This window comes from Pseudofrankia sp. EUN1h (assembly GCF_001854645.1).
Classification (GTDB): Bacteria; Actinomycetota; Actinomycetes; order Frankiales; family Frankiaceae; genus Pseudofrankia; species Pseudofrankia saprophytica.
Genome location: NZ_MBLN01000092.1, coordinates 69,802 through 89,592 on the forward strand (window position 1 = coordinate 69,802; position 19,791 = coordinate 89,592).

The 19,791-nt window shown below is 69.0% G+C and carries 16 protein-coding genes and 3 pseudogenes; 6 read left to right on the forward strand and 13 right to left on the reverse strand.

Annotated features, from left to right (window positions below; translation table 11 throughout):
• Positions 1 to 23: 23 nt before the first annotated feature.
• The 5 genes from BCD49_RS35430 to BCD49_RS35450 are packed head-to-tail and all read right to left on the reverse strand — an operon-like array spanning position 24 to position 5,158.
• Positions 24 to 1,058: a zinc-dependent alcohol dehydrogenase gene (locus tag BCD49_RS35430; RefSeq protein ID WP_007507425.1), complete on the reverse strand. Its 1,035-nt coding sequence runs from the start codon at positions 1,056 to 1,058 to the stop codon at positions 24 to 26.
• Complete coding sequence (locus BCD49_RS35435) at positions 1,055 to 1,861, reverse strand: sugar phosphate isomerase/epimerase family protein (RefSeq protein WP_007507424.1); 807 nt, start codon at positions 1,859 to 1,861, stop codon at positions 1,055 to 1,057. Before BCD49_RS35435 ends, BCD49_RS35430 begins: the two co-directional genes overlap by 4 nt.
• A complete protein-coding gene (locus BCD49_RS35440) occupies positions 1,858 to 3,093 on the reverse strand; it encodes an MBL fold metallo-hydrolase (protein WP_007507422.1) in 1,236 nt (411 codons plus the stop codon). The genes BCD49_RS35435 and BCD49_RS35440 overlap by 4 nt, the downstream gene beginning before the upstream one ends.
• Positions 3,090 to 4,361, reverse strand: coding sequence for a sulfotransferase family protein (locus tag BCD49_RS35445; protein ID WP_071042380.1), 1,272 nt, complete (start codon positions 4,359 to 4,361; stop codon positions 3,090 to 3,092). The genes BCD49_RS35440 and BCD49_RS35445 overlap by 4 nt, the downstream gene beginning before the upstream one ends.
• Entirely contained in the window at positions 4,352 to 5,158 is an 807-nt protein-coding gene (locus tag BCD49_RS35450; RefSeq protein WP_007507418.1) for an SDR family NAD(P)-dependent oxidoreductase, read from the reverse strand. The genes BCD49_RS35445 and BCD49_RS35450 overlap by 10 nt, the downstream gene beginning before the upstream one ends.
• Positions 5,159 to 5,241: 83 nt before the next feature.
• Between BCD49_RS35450 and BCD49_RS35455 the strand changes: the two genes are divergently transcribed.
• Positions 5,242 to 6,174 carry an IclR family transcriptional regulator gene (locus BCD49_RS35455; protein WP_035924752.1) on the forward strand — a complete coding sequence of 311 codons (933 nt, stop codon included), beginning with the start codon at positions 5,242 to 5,244 and terminating at the stop codon, positions 6,172 to 6,174.
• Between the two features lie 65 nt (positions 6,175 to 6,239).
• Here the strand turns inward: BCD49_RS35455 and fdhD are convergent, their stop codons facing one another.
• The gene (gene fdhD, locus BCD49_RS35460; protein ID WP_007507416.1) at positions 6,240 to 7,082 is read right to left on the reverse strand and encodes a formate dehydrogenase accessory sulfurtransferase FdhD; all 843 of its coding nucleotides are present in this window, start codon (positions 7,080 to 7,082) and stop codon (positions 6,240 to 6,242) included.
• A gap of 49 nt (positions 7,083 to 7,131) precedes the next feature.
• On the reverse strand, positions 7,132 to 9,453 hold the full coding sequence (locus tag BCD49_RS35465; protein WP_007507414.1) for an FdhF/YdeP family oxidoreductase: 2,322 nt from the start codon (positions 9,451 to 9,453) through the stop codon (positions 7,132 to 7,134).
• Positions 9,454 to 10,120: 667 nt separating this feature from the next.
• On the opposite strand from BCD49_RS35465, the gene BCD49_RS44465 reads away from it, so the two are divergent.
• Together BCD49_RS44465 and BCD49_RS35475 are read left to right on the forward strand one after the other, a co-directional pair.
• Positions 10,121 to 10,486, forward strand: a complete 366-nt coding sequence (locus BCD49_RS44465; RefSeq protein WP_007507413.1) for a hypothetical protein — start codon at positions 10,121 to 10,123, stop codon at positions 10,484 to 10,486.
• A 46-nt stretch (positions 10,487 to 10,532) separates the two neighbouring features.
• Positions 10,533 to 11,402, forward strand: a complete 870-nt coding sequence (locus BCD49_RS35475) for an AfsR/SARP family transcriptional regulator (protein ID WP_131803631.1) — start codon at positions 10,533 to 10,535, stop codon at positions 11,400 to 11,402.
• On the opposite strand, the gene BCD49_RS44470 is transcribed toward BCD49_RS35475, so the two are convergent.
• The 3 genes and pseudogenes from BCD49_RS44470 to BCD49_RS46640 all read right to left on the reverse strand — a co-directional run.
• Complete coding sequence (locus tag BCD49_RS44470; RefSeq protein WP_007507411.1) at positions 11,387 to 11,599, reverse strand: hypothetical protein; 213 nt, start codon at positions 11,597 to 11,599, stop codon at positions 11,387 to 11,389. The genes BCD49_RS35475 and BCD49_RS44470 overlap by 16 nt on opposite strands.
• A 23-nt stretch (positions 11,600 to 11,622) precedes the next feature.
• Positions 11,623 to 11,946 (reverse strand): hypothetical protein, encoded by a 324-nt coding sequence (locus tag BCD49_RS44475; protein WP_071042382.1) that lies wholly within the window; start codon positions 11,944 to 11,946, stop codon positions 11,623 to 11,625.
• A gap of 108 nt (positions 11,947 to 12,054) precedes the next feature.
• Positions 12,055 to 12,289: pseudogene (locus BCD49_RS46640) on the reverse strand (transposase); the annotation flags it as partial.
• 220 nt (positions 12,290 to 12,509) lie between these two features.
• Between BCD49_RS46640 and BCD49_RS42815 the strand changes: the two are divergent.
• Positions 12,510 to 12,626, forward strand: a pseudogene (locus BCD49_RS42815) (IS5/IS1182 family transposase); the annotation flags it as partial.
• A 54-nt stretch (positions 12,627 to 12,680) separates the two neighbouring features.
• On the opposite strand, the gene BCD49_RS35495 reads toward BCD49_RS42815, so the two are convergent.
• The 3 genes from BCD49_RS35495 to BCD49_RS35505 all read right to left on the reverse strand — a co-directional run bounded on the left by BCD49_RS35495 (position 12,681) and on the right by BCD49_RS35505 (position 16,417).
• Positions 12,681 to 13,292, reverse strand: coding sequence for a response regulator transcription factor (locus BCD49_RS35495; protein ID WP_232794041.1), 612 nt, complete (start codon positions 13,290 to 13,292; stop codon positions 12,681 to 12,683).
• A 1,030-nt stretch (positions 13,293 to 14,322) separates the two neighbouring features.
• Positions 14,323 to 15,588, reverse strand: coding sequence for an ABC transporter substrate-binding protein (locus tag BCD49_RS35500; protein WP_007507407.1), 1,266 nt, complete (start codon positions 15,586 to 15,588; stop codon positions 14,323 to 14,325).
• A 370-nt stretch (positions 15,589 to 15,958) separates the two neighbouring features.
• Positions 15,959 to 16,417: a WD40 repeat domain-containing protein gene (locus BCD49_RS35505; RefSeq protein ID WP_007507405.1), complete on the reverse strand. Its 459-nt coding sequence runs from the start codon at positions 16,415 to 16,417 to the stop codon at positions 15,959 to 15,961.
• 1,573 nt (positions 16,418 to 17,990) lie between these two features.
• Between BCD49_RS35505 and BCD49_RS35510 the strand changes: the two genes are divergently transcribed.
• Both BCD49_RS35510 and BCD49_RS35515 read left to right on the forward strand, forming a co-directional pair.
• The gene (locus tag BCD49_RS35510) at positions 17,991 to 18,548 is read left to right on the forward strand and encodes a TetR/AcrR family transcriptional regulator (RefSeq protein ID WP_083401892.1); all 558 of its coding nucleotides are present in this window, start codon (positions 17,991 to 17,993) and stop codon (positions 18,546 to 18,548) included.
• 678 nt (positions 18,549 to 19,226) lie between these two features.
• Positions 19,227 to 19,791, forward strand: a pseudogene (locus BCD49_RS35515) (MMPL family transporter); the annotation flags it as partial.

Genomic DNA, 19,791 nt, shown 5'->3' on the forward strand with positions numbered 1-19,791 from the left:
TGCCCTCGTGTGGTGGTCGGCGGTCAGCTCAGCCGGAGCGCGACGCGTACCGAGTCGCGGCCGGGAGTGGACCGGGTCAGGAGCGCGAAGGCGTCCTCGAACTTCTCCAGCGGGAACGAGTCGCCGAGCAGCTCGGCGGTCGGCACCTTGCCCGCGTTGATGAGCGCCACGGCGCCCGCGGCGTCCAGGCCGGCGCCAGGGTGCAGCGTGATGCGCCGGGTCGGGATCCAGTCGCTGTGGAAGCCTTCGAGCGGACGGTCCTTCATCCCGGCGATGACGACATGGCCGCCCTTGCGGACGAGGTCCATGGCCAGATTCACCGTCACCGGGTTACCGGCCGCGGCGTCGATGACCACGTCGGCCATCTGGCCGCCGGTGATCTCGCGGACTCGCCCGACGGGGTCGGCGGCCTCGACGTCGATGGTGTGGTCGGCGCCGATGCGGCGCGCGCAGTCCAGCCGGAACCGGTCCCTGGCCGTCCCAGTGACGATGACGCTGGCCGCGCCGGCCGCCTTCGCCGCGACGATCGTGGCCATGCCCATGTGCCCGGGCCCCTCGATGACGACGACGTCACCGCTCTTCACCGGCGCGACCCAGGTGACCGCGCAGCTCAGCGGCTCGAAGACGGTGAGCTGGTCGGCCGGGACGTCGTCGCGCAGCTTGTAGACCATCGACCCGGGTAGCAGCTCCAGGTGCTCGGCGAAACCGCCGTAGAGCCCGGAGCCCTCGTCGACGGAGAAGTCGTGCCCATAGATGCGATGCCCCTGCGGGGTGAACACGATGTCCCAGACCGCGACCCGGTCGCCCTCGTCGACGCCCCACTTCTCGGCGGCCGCCGGGTCGATCTTCTCGATACGCCCGACGATCTCGTGGCCCGCGATGGAGGGGAACTCGCCGCCCCACGAGGTGTGCACGTGGCCGCGGAAGTGGTCGATGTCGCTGTGGCACAGCCCGGTGGCCTCGACGCGCAGGACGGCGCCGCCGGGCTGTGGGTCGGGCACCGGGAGGTCGCGCAGCTCCCAGGTCTCGTCGCCGTTGAAAACGATCGCCCGCGTCATGGCAGCACCTTCTCCAGGAATGTGTTCGCCCGGTCGACGGCGCGACGGGTCGCGGAGTCGAGGCCCTCGGACTCGACCGCCGGCCCGACGAGCTCGAGCTCGAAGAGGCCGGTGTAGCCGGTCTCGAGGACCGCGTTCAGAAACGTCTCGACGGGCATGTCGCCGTCGCCCGGCACGACCCGGGTCCCGGTCGGCAGTGGTCCGCGGTCGTGGGCGAGGACGTCGCAGAGCTGGGCGACCGCGAGGCGGTCGCCCACCCGGTGGATGGCGGCGGCCAGGTCGGGCTCACGCCAGCAGTTGCCGAGATCGACGATGAGCGCGAGGCCGGTGCGGTCGGCGACCTCGGCGGCCTCGCCCAGGGTGTGCACGAACGAGCGGTTCCTGCGCTGCGTCGGTTCGATCGCGAGCCGGACGCCCTGGGATGCCGCATGGGCGACGCAGGGCGCGGCCGCGGCGGCGAGCGCGTCAGTGAGCTCGTCGAACGACCGGCCAGGTCCAGCACCGGGAGTGATGTAAACGCATCCGCCGCGCAGCGCCGCGAGGTCGATGGCCTGGTTCACCTCCTCACGGGTCGCCTCCCAGGTCTCGGGCGCGCCGAGGTCGAACTGGTCGGCGATGAGGGTGGTGAGGCGCAGCGACCGAGCGGCGAGAGCGCTGATCGCCTCGTCGCGTCCGTGGGCGCTGAGCTTGGCGTCAAGCACGCCCACGTGGTGCAGGTCGAGGGAGTCCCACAGGACCAGTTCCTCGGCGAACGTCCACGGGTAGGTGCACATCTCGCTCACGGAGAGCCGCGGATGCGTCACGACAGCTCCGCCCGGATGTCGCGGATCTCGGCTTCGAGCCAGCGGACCTCGCTGAAGTTCTCCCGCCCGCTGCGTGCGAGCAGCAGCTCGTGTGCTTCTAGCTTCACCCGCAGGGCCTCCATGTCCTTGGGTTCCTGCGACAGAACGATCTCGGCGAAATGCAGGGCCTGCAGTGCCCGTCCGGCTGCCAGGTGCGCCTCCGCCCGGTCGAGCAGTGGGGCGGTGCCGCCGGCGAGGTCGACGAGCTCGTCCCAGATCGCCGAGGGGGGCACGTCGTAGAGCTCGGTGGTCGATTCGTAGCGGAACCAGCCGGTGTGTTCCTCCCAGATCGCCCGCACGATCCACGGGACCTTCCCGTGCCCCTGGGGAATGTCGAGCGCGGGGGGAAGGGTGATCTGGCCCATCAGCGTCCACAGGTCGACGCCGGCGTTCATGCCCTCGATCGTCCGGTCACGTACGTAGGCGGTCGCGTCGCGCATCTGGGTCAGCCGCGTCCGAATGTTCTCGGCTCCCCGAATCGGCTCGCCATGGCCGGTGACCAACAACTCCGGGCCCAGCCCGATGACCCGGTCGACGGAGTGGAGGTAGGCGATGGCGCTGCGGATCTTGTCGCCGCGGACCGTGTACAGGTTCGGGATGTGACCGAACAGGGGTCCGAAGAGATTCCCGGTGAACAGCGTGCGCTCGTCGGGGAGCCAGACGACCAGCGAGTCGGTCGTCTCCCCGCCCGGCGTCGAATACAGCTCGATCCGGCGGCCGCCGAGGCTGAAGGCGTGGCTGTCGAGGAACGTGGTCGTCAGGATCGGCTCGGGCGGCTGGTAGGTCGGGTCGACCCTGGTGATGTCACGGTTCCACAGCCGGCCGCTGCGCCGCGCGAAGAACGGCTGCAGCCGACGGAAGTACTCCCGGACGTCCGTGTGGTTCGCCTGGGCGATCGTCTCCACGCCGGGGGCGTCGAGCTGCGACCAGCCTCCGACGTGGTCCGGATGGCCCTGGGTGAACACGATGGCACGCACCGGGTTGGCGCTGACCGCGGCGAACCGCGTCCTGATCTGCTCCGCCTCGTTGTACATCCCGGTGTTGATCAGCAGGTCGCCGTCCGGGGTGGTGACGAGATAGCTGTTGGAGATGCCTTTCGAGGCGTAGATGCCGTCGCCGAGGGAGACGGCGTCCTGGACGCCTTCTCCTTCCCGGACGATGAGTGCGTTGAGCGGCTGCTGCTCGGAGCTCACCGGGCACGCTCCTTTCCCACCTCGGGCCGGATCTGGAAGGTGTCCGTGTAGAAGGCGAACCGGGCGCGCAGCTCGTCCGCGTCAAGCCCGAAGTCGCCTTCCAGGTCGTAGACGACCMGGCCGCGCTTGCCGCGGGGATGTGACGCCAGGTAGTGCTCGATGTCCGCACGGGTCTCGTCGGTGACCTCGAGGCCGGCGCGTTCCAGCACGCCGGCCGCGGCCTGGACGTCGTTGCCGACGATCTCGTCGAACCTCAGCTCGACGAGCTGGCCGGCGGGTACGACATGCCGATCGCGCAGGTAGCTGCGCAGCATCCGCTCAAGGCGGTCGACCCAGTAGGCGACGTGGGTGTCGATGTCGGGCCGCTTCTGGCTGGTCTTGAGCGCGAGGCCACGCATCGTCAGCAGCGACTGGATCGTGGCGACCGGGTCGCGGTGGATCATGACGACGGTGGCGTCCGGGTAGGTCGTCAGCAGTGGGACGAGTTGCTCGCTGTGCTGATTCGACTTCAGCATCCAGCGCTGGTCGCTGGGGAACTGCCAGGCGATCGCCCGCAGGACGTCTTTCATGTAGCGGTAGTGCGGCGTCTGATCGTGGCTGAGGTAGTGGTCGCGGTAGCCGGGGACGTTGGCCATCCACTCCCACTGGTAGCTGGCGAAGTCGGGCACCTGCAGCTCGTTCTCGCCGCAGGCGTGGTCCGGCGAGTGCTCGTGCATCGCGGCGAAGATCTCGTTGCTGCTCAGTCGCTGCCACCGCGCGTCCGACCGTGACCAGCGGGGGTCCCTCCCGCCCGGTTCCGCCGTCTCGCCGACGCCCGGGGCCGGCTGTGCGGCCAGGTAGACCGGGAGGTGCCGAAGCCGCCGATCGGCGGCCAGCAGGTTCTCCAGATGGGTGCTGCCCGACCGGGGCAGCGCGATGACGTTGATCGGGCGCTCGATCGGCGCGCCGAGGCAGGCGGGGTGGTCGTCCCAGTAGCGCTGGATGAGCAGCCGGTTCGCCGCCGCCCGCACGCACTGGTCGACGAACGTGGCCTTGTGGGCCCGCCACACGTTGTCGTCGGCCTCGACCTCGGCCAGCAGCAGGCCGAGGCGCTGGGTGAAGTCCAGCGAGCCTAAGTCGTCCAGGCCGGTCTCCCGGCTGGCTCCCTCGAGCACCGCGTCGATGCTCATGTCGAGCGGCCGTGCCTCGTCGGCTTCCAGGGCGGCCCGCTCCGCCGGATCACGGGTGTCGTCGCGCATCCCTTCGACGCGCAGCACTTTTACGGCCATGGCGGCAGCTCCGTAACGTCGGTCTTTCCTGCGTTCGCCAACCAGCCGCCATCGATGACGACGAGGTCGCCGGTGTGGTAGCGCGACCAGTCGCTCATGAAATAGACGCCGATACCCTCGAAGTCCTCGGCTCTACCCGCCCGTCCCGAGGGGTTGTAGCGGCGGTTGCGGTCGAACAAGGGGCTGTCGACAGGGATCTGGACTGTCTCGCTCTCCGTGTATCCGGGGCACACGACGTTGCTGCGGATGCCGTAGCGGCCGGCCTCGACCGCGATGCCACGGGACATGGCCGCCATGGCGCCTTTGGACGCGTTGTAGTGCTGCATGCCGGGGCTGCCGGTCAGCGCGGAAAGGCTGGCGCAGAACAGCAGCGACCCGCCGGGGTCGCCGGCGTCGTGGCGCCGCTTCATGTGGCGCGCCCCCTCGCGCATGACGAAGAACGCGCCGTGCTGGTTGACCGCCAACAGGCTGTGCCAGGCGTCGCTCGTCATCTCCGGGAAGCTGCGCTCCCTGCGCATCAGGCCGGCGTTCGCGATGACGCCGTCGACCCGGCCCAGCTCCTCGACCACCTCGGCCATCGCCTCGACGACGCGAGCCTCGTCGGAGACGTCGACCTGCTGCGCAAGCACGCGGTGACCGAAGCCGGCCAACTCCTTGGCCGCATCGAGGTTCTTCTCCGCCCGTCGGCCCCAGATGACCACGTCACCACCGGCCCGGGCGACACCTCGGGCGAAGGCCAGACCGATCCCGGCGTTGCCACCACTGACCACGACCACACGGCCCGCTAAGTCGAACATGGGACATTGCTATAGCAAAATGCTTCTTGCAGTCAAGCGTCTTCTGTGGCCCGGCGCGGGTGGCCGTCCGCTACCGTGTCTGCATGGCCCGGCCCGCGCCCGCGTCCGCCCGCGCGACGGACATCGTTGCCTTCCTCACCGCGCACCCGTCTCGTGGCTTCACCATCAGCGAGCTCGTCACACACCTCGGGATGAACATCGCCTCGGCCCACGCGACCCTGGCCGTGCTGTGCGACTGCGGGTTTCTCGTCCGGGATCCGGTGCACCGCACCTACGTTCTGGGCCCGGCGCTGGCGGCTACCGGCTTCGCCGCACTCGAGCAGCATCCGGCGGTTGGTGTCGCCATAGAGCAGGCCGAGGCGCTCGCGAGCGAGCTCGACGCGGAGGTCGGTGTTTCGGCCGTCGCGGGCAGGGACGTCATCTTCCTCGCTCGTCGCGGACCAGTGCCCCGCGCACATGTTCTCGGCTACCCGGGAGACCGCACGCCGATGCTCGCCCCGATCGGCGCGGTGTTCATGGCCTGGGCTGACGACGAAACGATCATGGGCTGGCTGGAGCGGGCCGCGCTGACAGCACCGCTGCGCGAGTTCTACCGTCGGAATCTCGAGGAGATCCGCGACCGAGGCTTCAGCGTCCCCCTGCCCCCCATAGCCGCACCCGCGATGATCGACGCCGTCGCGAAGCTGCGCGACGAGCCGACCGATGCGCAGGCCGAGCACCACCTCACCGAGGTGCTCGCGAAGACCGACGAGATGCTGCTGTCCTTCGCCGGCCTCACCCATGCGGACGAGATCGTCGTGAAGACCGTCGCGGCGCCGATCTTCGACTCAATCGGCCGGGTGCTGCTCTCGTTGAGCATCACCGGGCCGGACCACCCGATCCGGGTCGAGGACGTCCTCGAACTGGGCCGCCGCCTGGTCCAGTCCGCCGCCGTCGCGACCCACCAGGCCCGCGGCCGGGTTCCTGGCCGCGACCTGCCACCGACCGGAACGGCCCACGCGGGCCGACAGCGCTGAGGGGGTAGTGGTCCCGAGAGCTCTTCCCGCCAGTACTCGACCAACTCGCGAGGCGGGYGGAGTGGTCAGCCCAGAGCCACCCGGTGCGCGCCGCTGTAGATGTTCATCGTTCGGCCCCGGACGAAGCCGGCGAGCGTCATCCCGGACTCCTCAGCCAGGTCCACCGCCAGCGTCGACGGTGCCGACACTGCCGCCAGGGCGGGCACACCGGCCATCACCGCCTTCTGGACCAGCTCGAACGACGCCCGCCCRCTGACTACCAGCACCCGCGCCCGCAGCGGCACCAGGCCGCTCCGGGCCGCCCAGCCGATCACCTTGTCGACGGCGTTGTGCCGGCCAACGTCCTCGCGGACGGCGAGGATCGTGCCCTCGGCGTCGGCCAGGGCGGCGGCGTGCAGCCCGCCGGTCGTGGCGAACAGGCGCTGGGCGCGGCGCAGCCGGTCGGGCAGTTCCGCCAGCACCTCGGCGGGGACGCGCAGCGGGTCGTCGGCCACCGGGTGACGGGTGCGCACCCGCACGGCGTCGATGCTTGCCTTGCCGCAGAGCCCGCAGGAGCTGGTGGTGTAGAAGTTCCGGGCCGCGGCGGGGTCGGGCGCGGGCACGCCGGGCGCGAGGGCCACGTCCAGCACGTTGTAGGTGGGCCGCCCGTCGGCGTCGGTCGCGCCCTCGGTGCCCACGCAGTAGCGCATGCTCGCGATGTCCGACCCCGCGGCGATCAGCCCCTCGCCGAGCAGGAAGCCCATCGCGAGGTCCATGTCGTCGCCCGGGGTCCGCATGGTCACGGCCAGGGACCTGCCGCCAACCCGGATCTCCAGGGGCTCCTCGCCCACGAGTGTGTCCGGCCGGACCGTCGGCTCGGCGCCCAGCGTCACCTTCATCACCCTGCGCCGTGCGGTTGCTCGACTCATGAGGCCACTGTTCCTTGTCGGTACCGGTAGACGCCCACGCGGCGTGGTCTCAGGCGCCGACCGGACGGGCCTCCAGGCGGATGACCAACGACTTCGACGTCGGGGTGTTGCTGCGCCGTGCGGTGCTGTCCAGCGGCACGAGCACGTTGGTCTCGGGGAAGTAGGCGGCGGCGCAACCCCGGGCGGTCGGGTACGCCACCACCCGGAAGTTCTCCGCCCGGCGGTCGACCCCGTCGGTCCAGACGCCGACGAGGTCGACGTGGCTGCCGTCGGCGATCCCGAGGGCGGCGAGGTCGTCGGGGTTCACGAGCACCACGTGCCGGCCATGGCGGACCCCGCGGTATCGGTCGTCGAGCCCGTAGATCGTGGTGTTGTACTGGTCGTGGGACCGGATGGTCTGCAGCAGCAGGTGGCCGTGGGGCACCCGGAGCACCTCGCAGAGGTTGACGGTCATCGCCGCGCGGCCGGTGGGAGTGTGGAAGGTGCGGCTGTCGCGCGGCGGGTGCGGCAGCAGGAAGCCGCCGGGTTCGGCGAGCCGGTTGTCGTAGTCGGCGAAGCCGGGGACGACGTTCGCGATGTGGCCGCGGATACGCCGGTAGTCGGCGGCGAGCCCGTCCCAGTCGACCGCCGGCGCGGACGCGCGGGCGCCGAGCGTCGCCTGGGCCAGCCCGCAGACGATGGCGACCTCCGAGCGCAGGTCGGGCCCGGCCGGGTCCAGCGCGCCGCGGGAGGCGTGCACCATTCCCATCGAGTCCTCGACGCTCACGACCTGCGCGACCCCGCCGCGCAGGTCGACCTCCGTCCGGCCGAGGGTCGGCAGGATGAGCGCGCGTTCGCCGGTGACCGCGTGCGAGCGGTTCAGCGTGGTCGACACCTGCACGGTCAGCCTGCAGGCGCGCATCGCGGCCTCGGTGACGGCGGAGTCGGGGGTCGCCGCGACGAAGTTGCCGCCCATCCCCATGAAGACCTTCACCCGGCCGTCGCGCATGGCGCGGATCGTGTCGACGGTGTCGAGGCCGTCATGGCGGGGCGGGGCGAAGCCGAACTCGGCGCCGAGCGCGTCGAGGAAGCGCGCCGGCATCTTCTCCCAGATGCCCATCGTGCGGTCGCCCTGCACGTTGGAGTGGCCGCGCACCGGGCAGACCCCGGCTCCGGGCCGGCCGATGTTGCCGCGCAGCAGCAGGAAGTTGACCACCTCCTGGATCGTGGCCACCGAGTTGGCGTGCTGGGTCAGACCCATCGCCCAGCAGACGACGACCTTCTCGGCGGCCAGGATCCGCTCGGCCAGTTCGTCGATCTCGGCGCCGGTCAGGCCGGTGGCCGTGGCGATGTCGTCGTCGGTGAGGTGGGCGCGCACGTGGGCGGCGAAGGCGTCGAACCCGGTGGTGTGGTCGGCGAGGAACGCCTGGTCGAGCACGGTGCCGGGGGCGGCGTCCTCAGCGTCGAGCAGCCGGCGCGAGAGCGCCTGGAACAGCGCCATGTCTCCGTTGAGGCGGATCTGCAGGTACTGGTCGGCGAGAGCGGTGCCCCGGCCGACCAGGCCCTGGGCGTTCTGCGGGTTGCGGAACCGGCGCAGGGACGCCTCGGGCAGCGGGTTGACGGCCACGACGCTGCCGCCGGCCCGCTTGACCCGCTCCAGCGAGGTCAGCATCCGGGGATGGTTGGTGCCGGGATTCTGGCCGCAGACGAGCACCAGGTCGGCCTGTTCCAGGTCCTCGAGGGTGACCGAGCCCTTGCCGATGCCGATCGTCGCGTTCAGGGCCGCGCCGGAGGACTCGTGGCACATGTTCGAGCAGTCGGGCAGGTTGTTCGTCCCGAACGCCCGGGCGAACAACTGGTAGAGGAACGCGGCCTCGTTGCTGGTGCGACCGGAGGTGTAGAAGGCGGCCTCGTCCGGGCTGTCGAGGGCGTCCAGCTCGGCGGCGATGACACCGAAGGCCTCGTCCCAGGTCACGGGCGTGTAGTGGTCGGCGCCCGGTGCCCGGTACATCGGCTCGGTCAGGCGCCCCTGGCCACCGAGCCAGTACCCGGAGCGGCCGGCGAGGTCGGCCAGCGCATGGGTGGCGAAGAACTCGCGGGTCACCCGGCGACGGGTCGCCTCCTCGGCGACGGCCTTGGCGCCGTTCTCGCAGAACTCGGTCGCGGACCGGTCCTCGGGCCGGGGGTCGGGCCAGGCGCACCCCGGGCAGTCGAAGCCGTGGTCCTGGTTGAGCAGGCGCAGGGTGGTGACGCTACGGCGCACCCCCATCTGCCGCCGGGCCTGGGCGAGGGCATGACCGACCCCGGGCAGCCCGGCCGCCGAGCTGGCGGGCGCCGTCACCCGCAGCGCGACCTCGTCGTCGCGCCTGTCGGTCGAATGGCCACGAAACATGGCAGTCACCTCTCTCCCAGCTCATCGGGTCACACCGCGGCCCTCCTGGCAAGTGTGGGTCAGCGGCCAGCGCGCGAGTCAGGTCCCGGGGCGAAGGAGATGGCGCTGTTGCGTCCGCGACGGGCACGGCATGGCAGCGCCCGGGCGGTCATGGTGATCAGATGGCGTGGGCGGTTCAGTGAACGCGGCTGACGGCCGTAGCCGCGGGTCGATGTCGGTGGCGAGTTCGTAGTGGCCGAGGCGGATGTTCTTGGACCAGCGCGTGCCTGGTGCTGATCGTCAGGGCGGAACCTCGCTGGGATCGAACACGCCAGCCGCCGGATCCGGATCCCGGGAGCCACACCCCATCGCAGCGTGCGTGACCTCGCATGAACGCGATCATGGAACGGTGGATGCGAACCTGCCGCCGAGAACTCCTCGACCGAACCCTGATCTACAACCAGCGTGATCGGCGACGACTACATGATTTCCGCACCGTCGACACGGTGCCGTCACCGATCCGGATGGCCAGCACGGCCGACTGCGTCCGGTTCGAACGGGAGTCGTTTGGCGCGCTGCACCAGATGCTCTCCTGCCTACCTGAACCGGAACGGGAGGCCGCCTGGGACGGGCTGATCTGCTGGGAGAACTACATGCCGCTGGCGCGGTTCACTTTTACGCCCAGGGCGTGGATATCTGGGCCGCGCCGACGCTCGCGACCAGCGACGGCTGGGTCTCCACGACGCGGCACGTCGCCCTCGATGGCCGCTGCTACGTCATCGCCGTCCGCCGGCTGTTCGCCGGCAGCGGGGTCGAGATTGAGTTCTCCCGCGGCCACAACCCGTGGCGGTTCGACTCGGCGGAACAGGTCGCGATCATGGAGAGCCGCTACGGCCCCACTGTCAAGGCACGCGAGCGCCTGACCGCGGCGGGCCGCTGGGACGAGTGCCGCGCCGAGATCGTCGCGATGGTCGAGCGCCGCAACGACGCCGACGGCGGCGGCCTGCTGACGCGGGCCGAGTACCTCGTCACCGTCGGCCGCAAGACCGCCTGATCCACCCGCGGCGAGCTGTGCTCACGAGCAGGACAGGAAGACACTGATGATCACTACCTCGCAGCTAGGGGCGCGTGCCAGGGCACGGCCCACCGTGGCCGGCCCCGCGTCGCTTCCGCTGCCGCGTGCCGCAGGGGGCATCCCCGCCGGGGACGCCGAGGACGACGCCGGGGACATGGAAGGACTGGCGACGCGCAGCGCGCCCAGCGAAGTGACGACGCAGATCCGGCTGATCGGGCCGCCGGCGATCGAGCGAGGCGGCCGGCCGGTTCCGCCGCCGCGGGGGCGCAAGGCGTGGGCGGTGCTGTGCTATCTGCTGCTCGCCGACCGTGCGCCCAGCCGCMGCCACCTGGCTGACCTGCTGCTGGGCAACGCGGCGGACCCGCTCGGCGCGCTGCGCTGGATACTGGCCGAGCTGCGCCGGACGCTGGGGGCGCCGAACGCCTTCCGGGGCGACCCGGTGAGTACGGCGCTCGGGGACGGCGTCTGGGTCGACGTCCTCCTGCTCACCCGCGCGCCGGCCGGCCCGGACGCGCCGTTGCTGGAGCTCGACGGCGAGCTGCTCGACAGCGTGGAGCCGGCGGCCGCGCCCGGATTCGACTCCTGGCTGCTGGTGGCGCGCCACCAGGTCGCGGCCGCGCACGAGGCCCGGCTGCGCAACGTGGCGGTGGCGCGGCTGGCCGCCGGGCAGGCGGGCGACGCGGTCCGGTACGCCGCCCACGCGGTGTCGCGCAACCCGTTCATGGAACACAACCACGAACTGCTCGCGCGCGCCTTCACGATGGCCGGTGACCATCCCGCGGCGCGCCGCCAGCTGGCGCTGGCGGCCGAGCTGCGACGACGGGAGCTTGTCGACGCCGGCCCGGCCCACACGTCCTTTGACCCGGACGTCTGGGCAGCTCACCGGAGAGAGTGACCGGCGGTGGGGTAATGGTTCGGTCCGCCCTCGGACACAGACACTGCGCACATCGATGATCTTGGTTTCGCGTCGGCCATGATCGTCTCTGTTTCATGGTCGTAGGTCAGCCTCAGGCCGAGTTCGTGGTAGACCTGCGCCTTGTCGGTCGGGTCGGCGTCTTTCAGGATCGTGAGCAGCCCACCGAGTCCGTCCACGGGTGTCTTGATCTGGGGGCGGGTCAGTCTTGGTCGGGTTGGGTGGAGGTCGCTTCGGCGTTCGAGGGCGGCGCGGTGGCGAGCGAGTTGAGGTCGCAGGCGGCGATGGYCTGTCGCAGCGGGTCTGTGGTGGGGGAGTCGTCGGGCTGGGTCCGTTCCAGTGCGGTGGGGGTGGYCTCGACGTGATCGGGATCGAACGCGGTGGCGAGCCAGGCGTCGAGGGTKGGCAGGATGGCGTCCTCGCGGACGTAGACGGTCAGGGGGTGGTCGATGTGGTTGGCGCGGGCGTGCTCCTGGGGGTAGCGGTATCGGTAGTGGGCGTGGCCGTGGTTCCAGTTGCCCTGCATGCGTCGGCCGCACTGCTTGTGGAACAGCAGGCTGYGTAGCGCGTAGGGGTGCTGCGTGCGTGGGGTGCCGATGCGCTCTGACGTTGAGTCGCGGCTGCTGAGGCGCTGCGAAGATCAGCATGCGGTCGGTGACCTCGGCCCGCACGGTACGGACGAAACGCCCTGCGTAGGCATTCGCTCGAGGAGCCCGTGGTGGGATCTTGATCGGGGTGATGCCGGCGTCGGCGAGGGCGCCGTCGAACGAGGCGGTGAACTGTCAGGCGCGGTCCCGGATCAGGAACCGGAACTCGGCTGCGCGGTCCCCGAGGTCCATGAGAAGGTCACGGATTTGCTGGGTGGTCCACCGGCGGCGGTGCCATCGAAGAACGGTGCCAGGAGTGATCAGCCGGTGCCGCCGAAGCCCTCACGGCATGAGTCGGATCAGCGCGGCGAGCACGGACCGGTCCGCCCAGTCCCACCTCGGCCGAGGTCGAGTATGGCGCAGCACCGCGACCTTCATGCCGACAGCCAGTCCATCGCATCAGCCCAGGTCACAGCCCCGGCCGACTTCTGGCACCCCGCAGGGCAAATACCGCCGCCTGTCCAAGGACTACGAATACCTGACTRCCACCGCCGAGAACGCCATCTACCTCGCGATGAGCATGATCCTGCTCCACCGCCTCACCGGCGCGCCACCCTGACCCTTCTCAGACATCCTCTAGTCGGCCGGATTCTGGAGCTCGACGGGCCTCCGATCAGCGCAGCAGGCCGGACCGCCGAGCCAGATCCACTGCGGCGGTCCGGTTGTGCACTCCAAGCTTGGACCGGATGGTGCGCAGGTATGACTTGACGGTCTCCGGACTGATAACGAGCCGCTCTGCTGCCTCGGTATTGGACAAACCTTCGGCCACCAGCTCGAGCACGTCCAGTTCGCGGCGAGTGAGAGAGTTCACCGAATCCACCGCCGACAACGACTTGAGGACGCTGTCTTCAAGCAGGTTGCGGATCGTAGCTATTCTCACGAGAGCGGGCGTCGCGGCGACGTCCAGGGACAGCGCTACCAGCTCATCGTCGACTTGGCGTAGAACCCGTTCGTCCACGTTCCACCGCCGGGGTGCGTCGGTCTCGTAAGTCTTCGTGACCTGGGCGACGGCGATCTCGAACTGCCGCACAAACGTTAGCGCGAACTTGGTGGTAGCCGCGCTGATCGACTTCTTCGATCGTTCCGCTAGGTAGAAGACACAGAGCGCCCGTCCGCCCAGCCGCAGTGGTATTGCAAGCACAGAGCTGACATGCTCGCCGCAGTCCACTCGGCCCGGCTCGCCGGGGCCGTTCCCCGCCGATCTGTCACGGTAGTCAGTTAACACATGCTGACCGAGTTTGACGGCCCTCCCGCCAATCCCCTTTCCTGGGGCGGCGGTAATTCCCAGACACGCGTCCGTACGTGCACCGTTAGTATACCGTATTGAAAGCAACCCGGTACGCGGATGAACCCACCCGGYAAGAGTAAGATCGGCACCGGTACGGTCTCGTAGCCGAGAGGCGCCTTTGGCGAGGAATCTGTCGATTAGTTGGTTGTCGGCGTACCGCTGTGGCTGCACTGTTCCTCCTCAACGATCCGCCACTAGGTGTTCACAGGCGCGGTGCTAGGCATGAAGTCAACGGACGTCCCCGGCCTATTGGTGCAGGGGAATTCCCAACTTCTGCTCCAGCTGACTCGACCAGACCTCACCTGTCGGTGTGGCGGTCACTGGTCGCCAGCCGACCAGCCTGGCGTCTCCACGAGACGATCGACATCGCCAGTTGTCATCTGGTAGCGGAACTTCCTCATTTGGTAAGCGTCGTACATCGACGAGCGTATGTCATCCGGGTTGTACGGAGAGGCGGAGTCGTAGGGCAGAAGTTCGCCCAACTTGTTGATCCGTTGCTACGACCCGGGTGTAGCCACGGTGCTGGCGTGCCCTGCTCGATCGTTTGGAGCTGACGCTGCCAGCCGGCCAAAGTCGGGTGGACACCACCCGACCCGCGTCGACCTGGGTGCACAAGAAACCGAGAGGAAACAAGAGGGGGCCGGCGGGCGCGATGAGGCGGTGCGGGAATTCCAACAAGGATCACAACGTCGGATGATCTGGCGGCCGAATCGTTGATTCGTCGACAGTGGGACGTTGATCCAGTAGTCGATGTCGGTCTCGAGTTCGACGGCGAAGTGGCGTGCGGCGCGGCGGGGCGGTTGTTCAGTTCGGCGAATCAGCGTTCGACGAGGTCCCGTCCAGGAGGCGCAGGTGCGCGGGCGAGCGAGCCGGTTCGTCGTTGGTTGCGCTGCCACGTCGCCGCCCGGTTGCCGCGGTCGCGGCGACCTGTCCGGCGTAGACCAGGACCATGGTCCACACCGTGGTGCTATTGGAGTGGTTCGCCGCACCAGTAGCCGTCGTGGTTGAGCGCCGCGGGTGGTTGGACGGGGGTGAAACGATGCCCTGTGGGGTCGACGTTGATGAAGTTCTCGCAGAGGATCGGCTGTGTCGGCTGAGACAGATTGATCGGGGGGATCAGGCTGCCGGCGGTGAAGTCGGTCACCCCGCGCAGCGTCTGGATGAACGTCTGGCGGGTGGGGCAGGGTCCGGCGAGTTGGAGTCCTTGGATCATCTCGTCCGCGGCCACGTAGCCGGCGAGGGCGAGCTCGTCGGTGGGGTCCGCCAGCTCCGGCGCGTATACGGTCATGGCTTTCTGGTAGGCGTTCATCGCGGGGGAGCCCTGCGCGGCGACACTTGACATGATCGACATTCCGGCCATGTCGCGGCCTCGCTGGGCGAGCAGACCGGGGCTGAAGCCGGTGGCGTTCAACGCCACATTAATCTTGACTCCACGAGCCTTGGCCTTCGCGTAGATGTCGATGAAGGCGCCGGACTGGGCGGCGCCGACGAGGGTGTCCGCGCCGGAACTTTTCAACTCGTCGGCGACCCGGGCCGGGTCGGTGACCCCTTCGGTGTAGGTGACCTCGTCGACGATCTGAATGCCGCGGCTTTGCAGACTGGGGACGAACTGTGCCGCGAGGCTCCGTGAGGCCGCGACGTTCGGGTCGACGACGACGAGCGCCTTCCTACCACCCTGCGCCTTGACGAAGTCGCCGAAGACGGAGGTGCCGCCGGTGTTGAACAGGTTGCCGGCATGGAAGAGGTTAGGGTAGTTGCTCCAAGTGGCGCTCGTCCCGGTTCCGGTGACCGGGACGTCCTCCCGCTCGAGCCAGCCGGCTGACTTGTCGAGGACGATCGACGTGGCGATCAGGCCGAAGACCCGCTGGGTGCCGACGAGGTCATGCGCGACCTTGGAGAAGGTCTCGGCATCGGACTGGTCGTCGCCCCACACCAGGTCGATCTCCCGGTCATGGACGCCGCCGGCGGCGTGTTGCAGGTCGATGCGCGCCTCGACGCCGCTGCGGGCGGCCTTGAAGGCGGAGGCGATCTCGGCGGGCCCGGTGTCGGGGTAGACAAGTCCGATCTTGATGGAAGTGGTGGTCACCCCTGGTACCTGCGTCGGGCAGGCGCCAGCCTCACTGGTAGCCGAGTTCGACGATATGTCACAAGCGGTGAGGGCCGTGGATAGTCCGACCGCCAGGGCTGCGATCATCGCCGAAGCGGTCCGCATATGCGGGCGGAAAAGAATCATGGAGCGCGATCTCCCCTTGGTAAGTCTATGCGAAGTACGACGGCTCGGTTCTTGTCCCCTACCTTCCGACCTGCACATCCCAGGGCTGCCATCCTTGGGCGCGCTGAGGGTGGTCGATGTTGATGGCCCAGCGGGTACCAGCGATCTGGACGGGCCCGGCCAGCGAGGTGGGCTGGGGCTACGGATATGACAAATGGTTCATCGGCGCCCCTATTCTCTTCGAGGAGGGGCGGCATCGTGATCCGACTGGCGCTCCGTCGCTACTAGACAAACGCCTTCTCGGGCCCGAGATCCTCGGCCGGGTATTCCTGAATCGGCTTCACGTCRACGATCAGTGGCATTTTCATGGACAGCGGATCCGGGTGGATGGTCATAGTCGCCACAGCCGCTCCGTTCCGTCCTCGCTGGCGCCGGCGAGCGTGTGTCCATCGGGCGCGAGGGCCACTGACCACACCCGGTCGGTGTGGCCGGCGAGGGGCCGGCCGAGTGGACACGGCCGGGTCGGCCTGAATACGTCCCACGCGCGCATCGTGCGGTCGGTGCCGGCGGCGGTGAGGGCGCGTCCGTCCGGAGCGAACGCCGTCGTCGGCACCGGGCCGGTATGTCCGGTGAGCGGTCCTCCCAGGGGCTGTGGCAGGGACGGGTTGGACACGTCCCACGGCCGTGCTGTGCCGTCGACGTTGGCACTGGTGAGGGTGCGTCCGCATGACCCGAATGCCACCGATCCCACCAGGTCGGTGTGGCCGATGAGAGGCTGTGTGCGGGTGGGGCCGGACACAGCCCGCAGCCACACCGTGCCGTTGGTACTTGTGCTGGCCAGGGCGTCCATCCGGTACGAACGTCACCGCCAACGCCCAGGCGCCATGGCAGGTCAAGGGTCGGCCGCGGCGCTTCAGCCGGGCGCGGCGAGACGCACCAAGTGGTCGAGAATTTTGCGCTTCACGCGGTCGGCTGAAGAAATCCCAGCCCTCTGCGCCTCCTCTTGGTGCCGTGACCGTCGCAGCTCCAATCTCCGCGCTGGTCCCTGTCGGCTCCGCTTCATCCCGCCGCAGACTCCCCGGCGGCCAATGAATGCCGCCCGCGCGGGCTCGGGTTCCGATGTCCTGGACGAGACGCGGCAGCCTGGTGGTGCGACAAAATAAGTTCCGCTCCGGCCTGGGAGGCTGGGCCGAGGATGTCTCGCGTCGAGCCACACCCAGGTGATCTTGGTGATGCCTTTTCGTCCGAGGGCTTCGTGGCCGGCGGGCGACGTATTCGATGGTGGAGTGGCCCGCTGTCCGGAGGGGCCGTTTGCAGAAGGATCTACGGGAGAGATCGGAGCCAACTGTCCGAAGCGGGTCTCGGGAGCGGCTCGGCGTCAGCAACGGCCGAACCGTAGGCGGGAAATCTCCCCGCGGGTGCCTGGGTGATGTGGACAGGGGTCAAGAAGCGGATGCCCGGGATGGCCGAGGCGGCCCGCGCTGATGTCGGCGGAAGGTTGGCGTCGAGGAGGTGGACAACGACCGGGGTGAACCAGTTCTAGACGGGGCGGCTGGTATCGCCGATGCCGGTGGTGCTGCCTCCACGCGCACGGCTGGTGYGGAAACTCTGCGGTTGCGCTCCCGGCCATGGCCACGCGGACACGTGTGGCTGTCGCCGCGACGGCGCCTTCGAGGGCCATCCGAGTGGTCGGGGCAGGGCCGGTTCCGCCTCCTTCGCCGTCTTCCGTCGCCGACCTGTCCACCAGCAGCACAAGACCTCCCAGTATTTGAATGTGGAGCGGGAGTTGGGCGTGGCGAGTCAGAGATGCCTGACGTCCAGCGGCCAACCCGGGGTCGACTCCGGAAGAAGCTGCGCGGAGACACAGCTCACGGGGTCGGACGGGGCTCGGGGCCTGCCGTCCGCATGTTGTCAATGGGGACAGACCGTAGGTGCTAGACGCCCAGTTTGCAAGTAAATACTCACTGACATGAATCCGAGCAGTCACCTCGCCGCGCCCGTCGCCTCGACCAGGGGAAATTACTCAATGTAACTATCTGGTAACGGGGCATGGTGACTCTGGGGCGCCAGTTGATCTCATCGCTCGCTTGTAAGCCGTGCCCGGCCGCCGCGATCATCCGGCGACCGCCCTGAGGCGGCGGCGGGACATCGGGAGTCACCCGGACCGGCGAAGGCGGCGAACGGCTCGCCTGGCCGCCGAGGCCGGGCCGTTCCTGGGACCGTGGCGCCCGCCGCAATCGATTGAGCGAGGTTGGAGCGCCTATGTTCAGAGGGCGGACGGCCACAGCCAAACGGCAGCGGTCGCCAACCGACGTCACTTGACCATTATTTGACGGTTGTCTACTGTCGGGCGCATGCAGGGCGAGCCGTTACCAAGCGGGCACAGCCAGGACAGGCGGGTGCAGCGCTCCCGAGCGGCGTTGATGGCCGCCGCGGTGCGGCTGGTGTCCGAGCGTGGTACGACCGCCATCTCGGTCACCGACCTTGCCGAAACGGCGAACGTCAGCCGGCAGCTCGTCTACCTGCAGTTCGGCGACCGCGACACGCTCCTTGTTGAAGCCGCCGCCGACCYGGTCAGACGAGAGGTTCTGCCGCAGATCTCGGACGGTCCCGAGGTCTCCAGGGCGCTGGCATCGGCGCGGCACTTCGCTGCGCATCGTTCCTTCTACCGGGCGATGCTGACGGGGTCATGCACCTTCGCGATAGCCAGGGAGCTCACCACGCTCTTCAGCGATCTACAGCGAATGGCTGTGCGCACTCTGTTCGGTGACCTGGACCCAGCCACGGCCGAGCACCTGGCCACGTTCTTCGTCGGCGGCTCCGGCGCAGTCATCAACGACTGGCTGATCAACGGCGCCGAGCCGCTCGATCCCGAAGACCTAGCGAACAGTCTGCTCGGCGTCTTCTCCGTCTTCGCCGGCATCTACCAGCGACAGCCGGAGGTGGCTCCGCTGTCGGCCGCGCCGCACCAGCCCGACTGACCAACGGCGCGAAGGCGGCCTTCTCGCCCCGACGGCCGGCCCGAAGCCCACCACGACGGCACCGTTGTCCGCGGCGACCGAAACACCCCCAGGTATTTGCAGGCGGTCCTCGGCTCGGCCGCCACGATCAAGGCCGGATTCGCCCTGTCCTCGACCGCGTCACCCTGATCGCCTATGTCCGAGCAATCATGCATCCTTTATACACCCCTGCGTGGCCGCGTGATCTTTCGTCGCGCCCCAGCGAGTCTGGCGAAACGGCAGGTGTCGCGATGCGTCTGCCTGGACGGTTTCACGGACCAGTTCGTCCCCGACATTCGGATAGCCGATCCGGGCGTAGCCTCAGGCCGCCGAGTCGGGCTTTCCCGCAGGCTGGGCCACGAGCAGGTCCTCAGGCCATTTCTGGCTCGATTGGTGGGGGCGAGYGTTCGTACCGACTGCCTTGGCGTGTCCGCTGTCGCCTGCCCATGCCCGCTGCCTGGGCAGCATCACCCTGGACGGACCGGATGGGCAGGTGCGGCCACACTCGGGGTCTGCCGACCCTGGTCCAAGACGGCGTTTTGGACTATTTTGTCGTAAATGTGGCGAAACCGTGGCTTTGCTTCTGCTGGGCGCATGCTTTTCGCTGGGCTCTGTGCCCGTCACCGCTGGGTGATCGTCGGGTTGTGGGCCGTTTGCCTGGTGACGCTTGTTCTCCTCGCGCGCGCGCAGGGCGCCCGCTTCAACACCGACGTCGCCGTTGCGGGCAGTGACTCCGCGCGTGCCCTCGACCTCGCGAGTCGGGCGCTGGGTGGTACAGGCATACCGGACACCGAGTCGGTGGTGCTGCACGCCCGTCACGGAACTGTCGACGATCCGCTGGTACGGACACAGGTTGCCGCGATGGTGGCGCAACTGAGCAAGGTGCCGAAGGTCGCTGGGGTGGTCGACCCGTTCTCCCCGGCGGGCGCGGTCGTCCTCGGCGTCGACCCGGTAAGCACGAACCGGCGCACCGCGGTCGTCTCGGTGATCGTGAAGGGTTCGGCGTTGCACCCCGACCGGGCCACGGCGGGGCGCCTCGTCGCCACGGCGCGGGCCTACGATGGGCCAAATCTGCAAGTCGAGGTCGCCGGCCCGGATGCTACAGCCGTAAACGCCACGGCCATCTCTCCGTGGCCGATTCTCATCGCGCTCGCGGCTGCCCTGCTGCTGCTCGGCGCTACCCTGCGTTCCCGCGGCGCGGTCGCCGTCTGCGCCGTGACCACCT

What these genes read in the sequence shown, in the direction of transcription:
- BCD49_RS35430 (WP_007507425.1), bottom strand. Translation starts at nt 1,058, where the DNA reads ATGACGCGGGCGATCGTTTTCAACGGCGACGAGACCTGGGAGCTGCGC.
- BCD49_RS35450 (WP_007507418.1), bottom strand. Translation starts at nt 5,158, where the DNA reads ATGTTCGACTTAGCGGGCCGTGTGGTCGTGGTCAGTGGTGGCAACGCC.
- BCD49_RS35455 (WP_035924752.1), top strand. Translation starts at nt 5,242, where the DNA reads ATGGCCCGGCCCGCGCCCGCGTCCGCCCGCGCGACGGACATCGTTGCC.
- BCD49_RS35465 (WP_007507414.1), bottom strand. Translation starts at nt 9,453, where the DNA reads ATGTTTCGTGGCCATTCGACCGACAGGCGCGACGACGAGGTCGCGCTG.
- BCD49_RS35500 (WP_007507407.1), bottom strand. Translation starts at nt 15,588, where the DNA reads ATGATTCTTTTCCGCCCGCATATGCGGACCGCTTCGGCGATGATCGCA.
- BCD49_RS35505 (WP_007507405.1), bottom strand. Translation starts at nt 16,417, where the DNA reads ATGGACGCCCTGGCCAGCACAAGTACCAACGGCACGGTGTGGCTGCGG.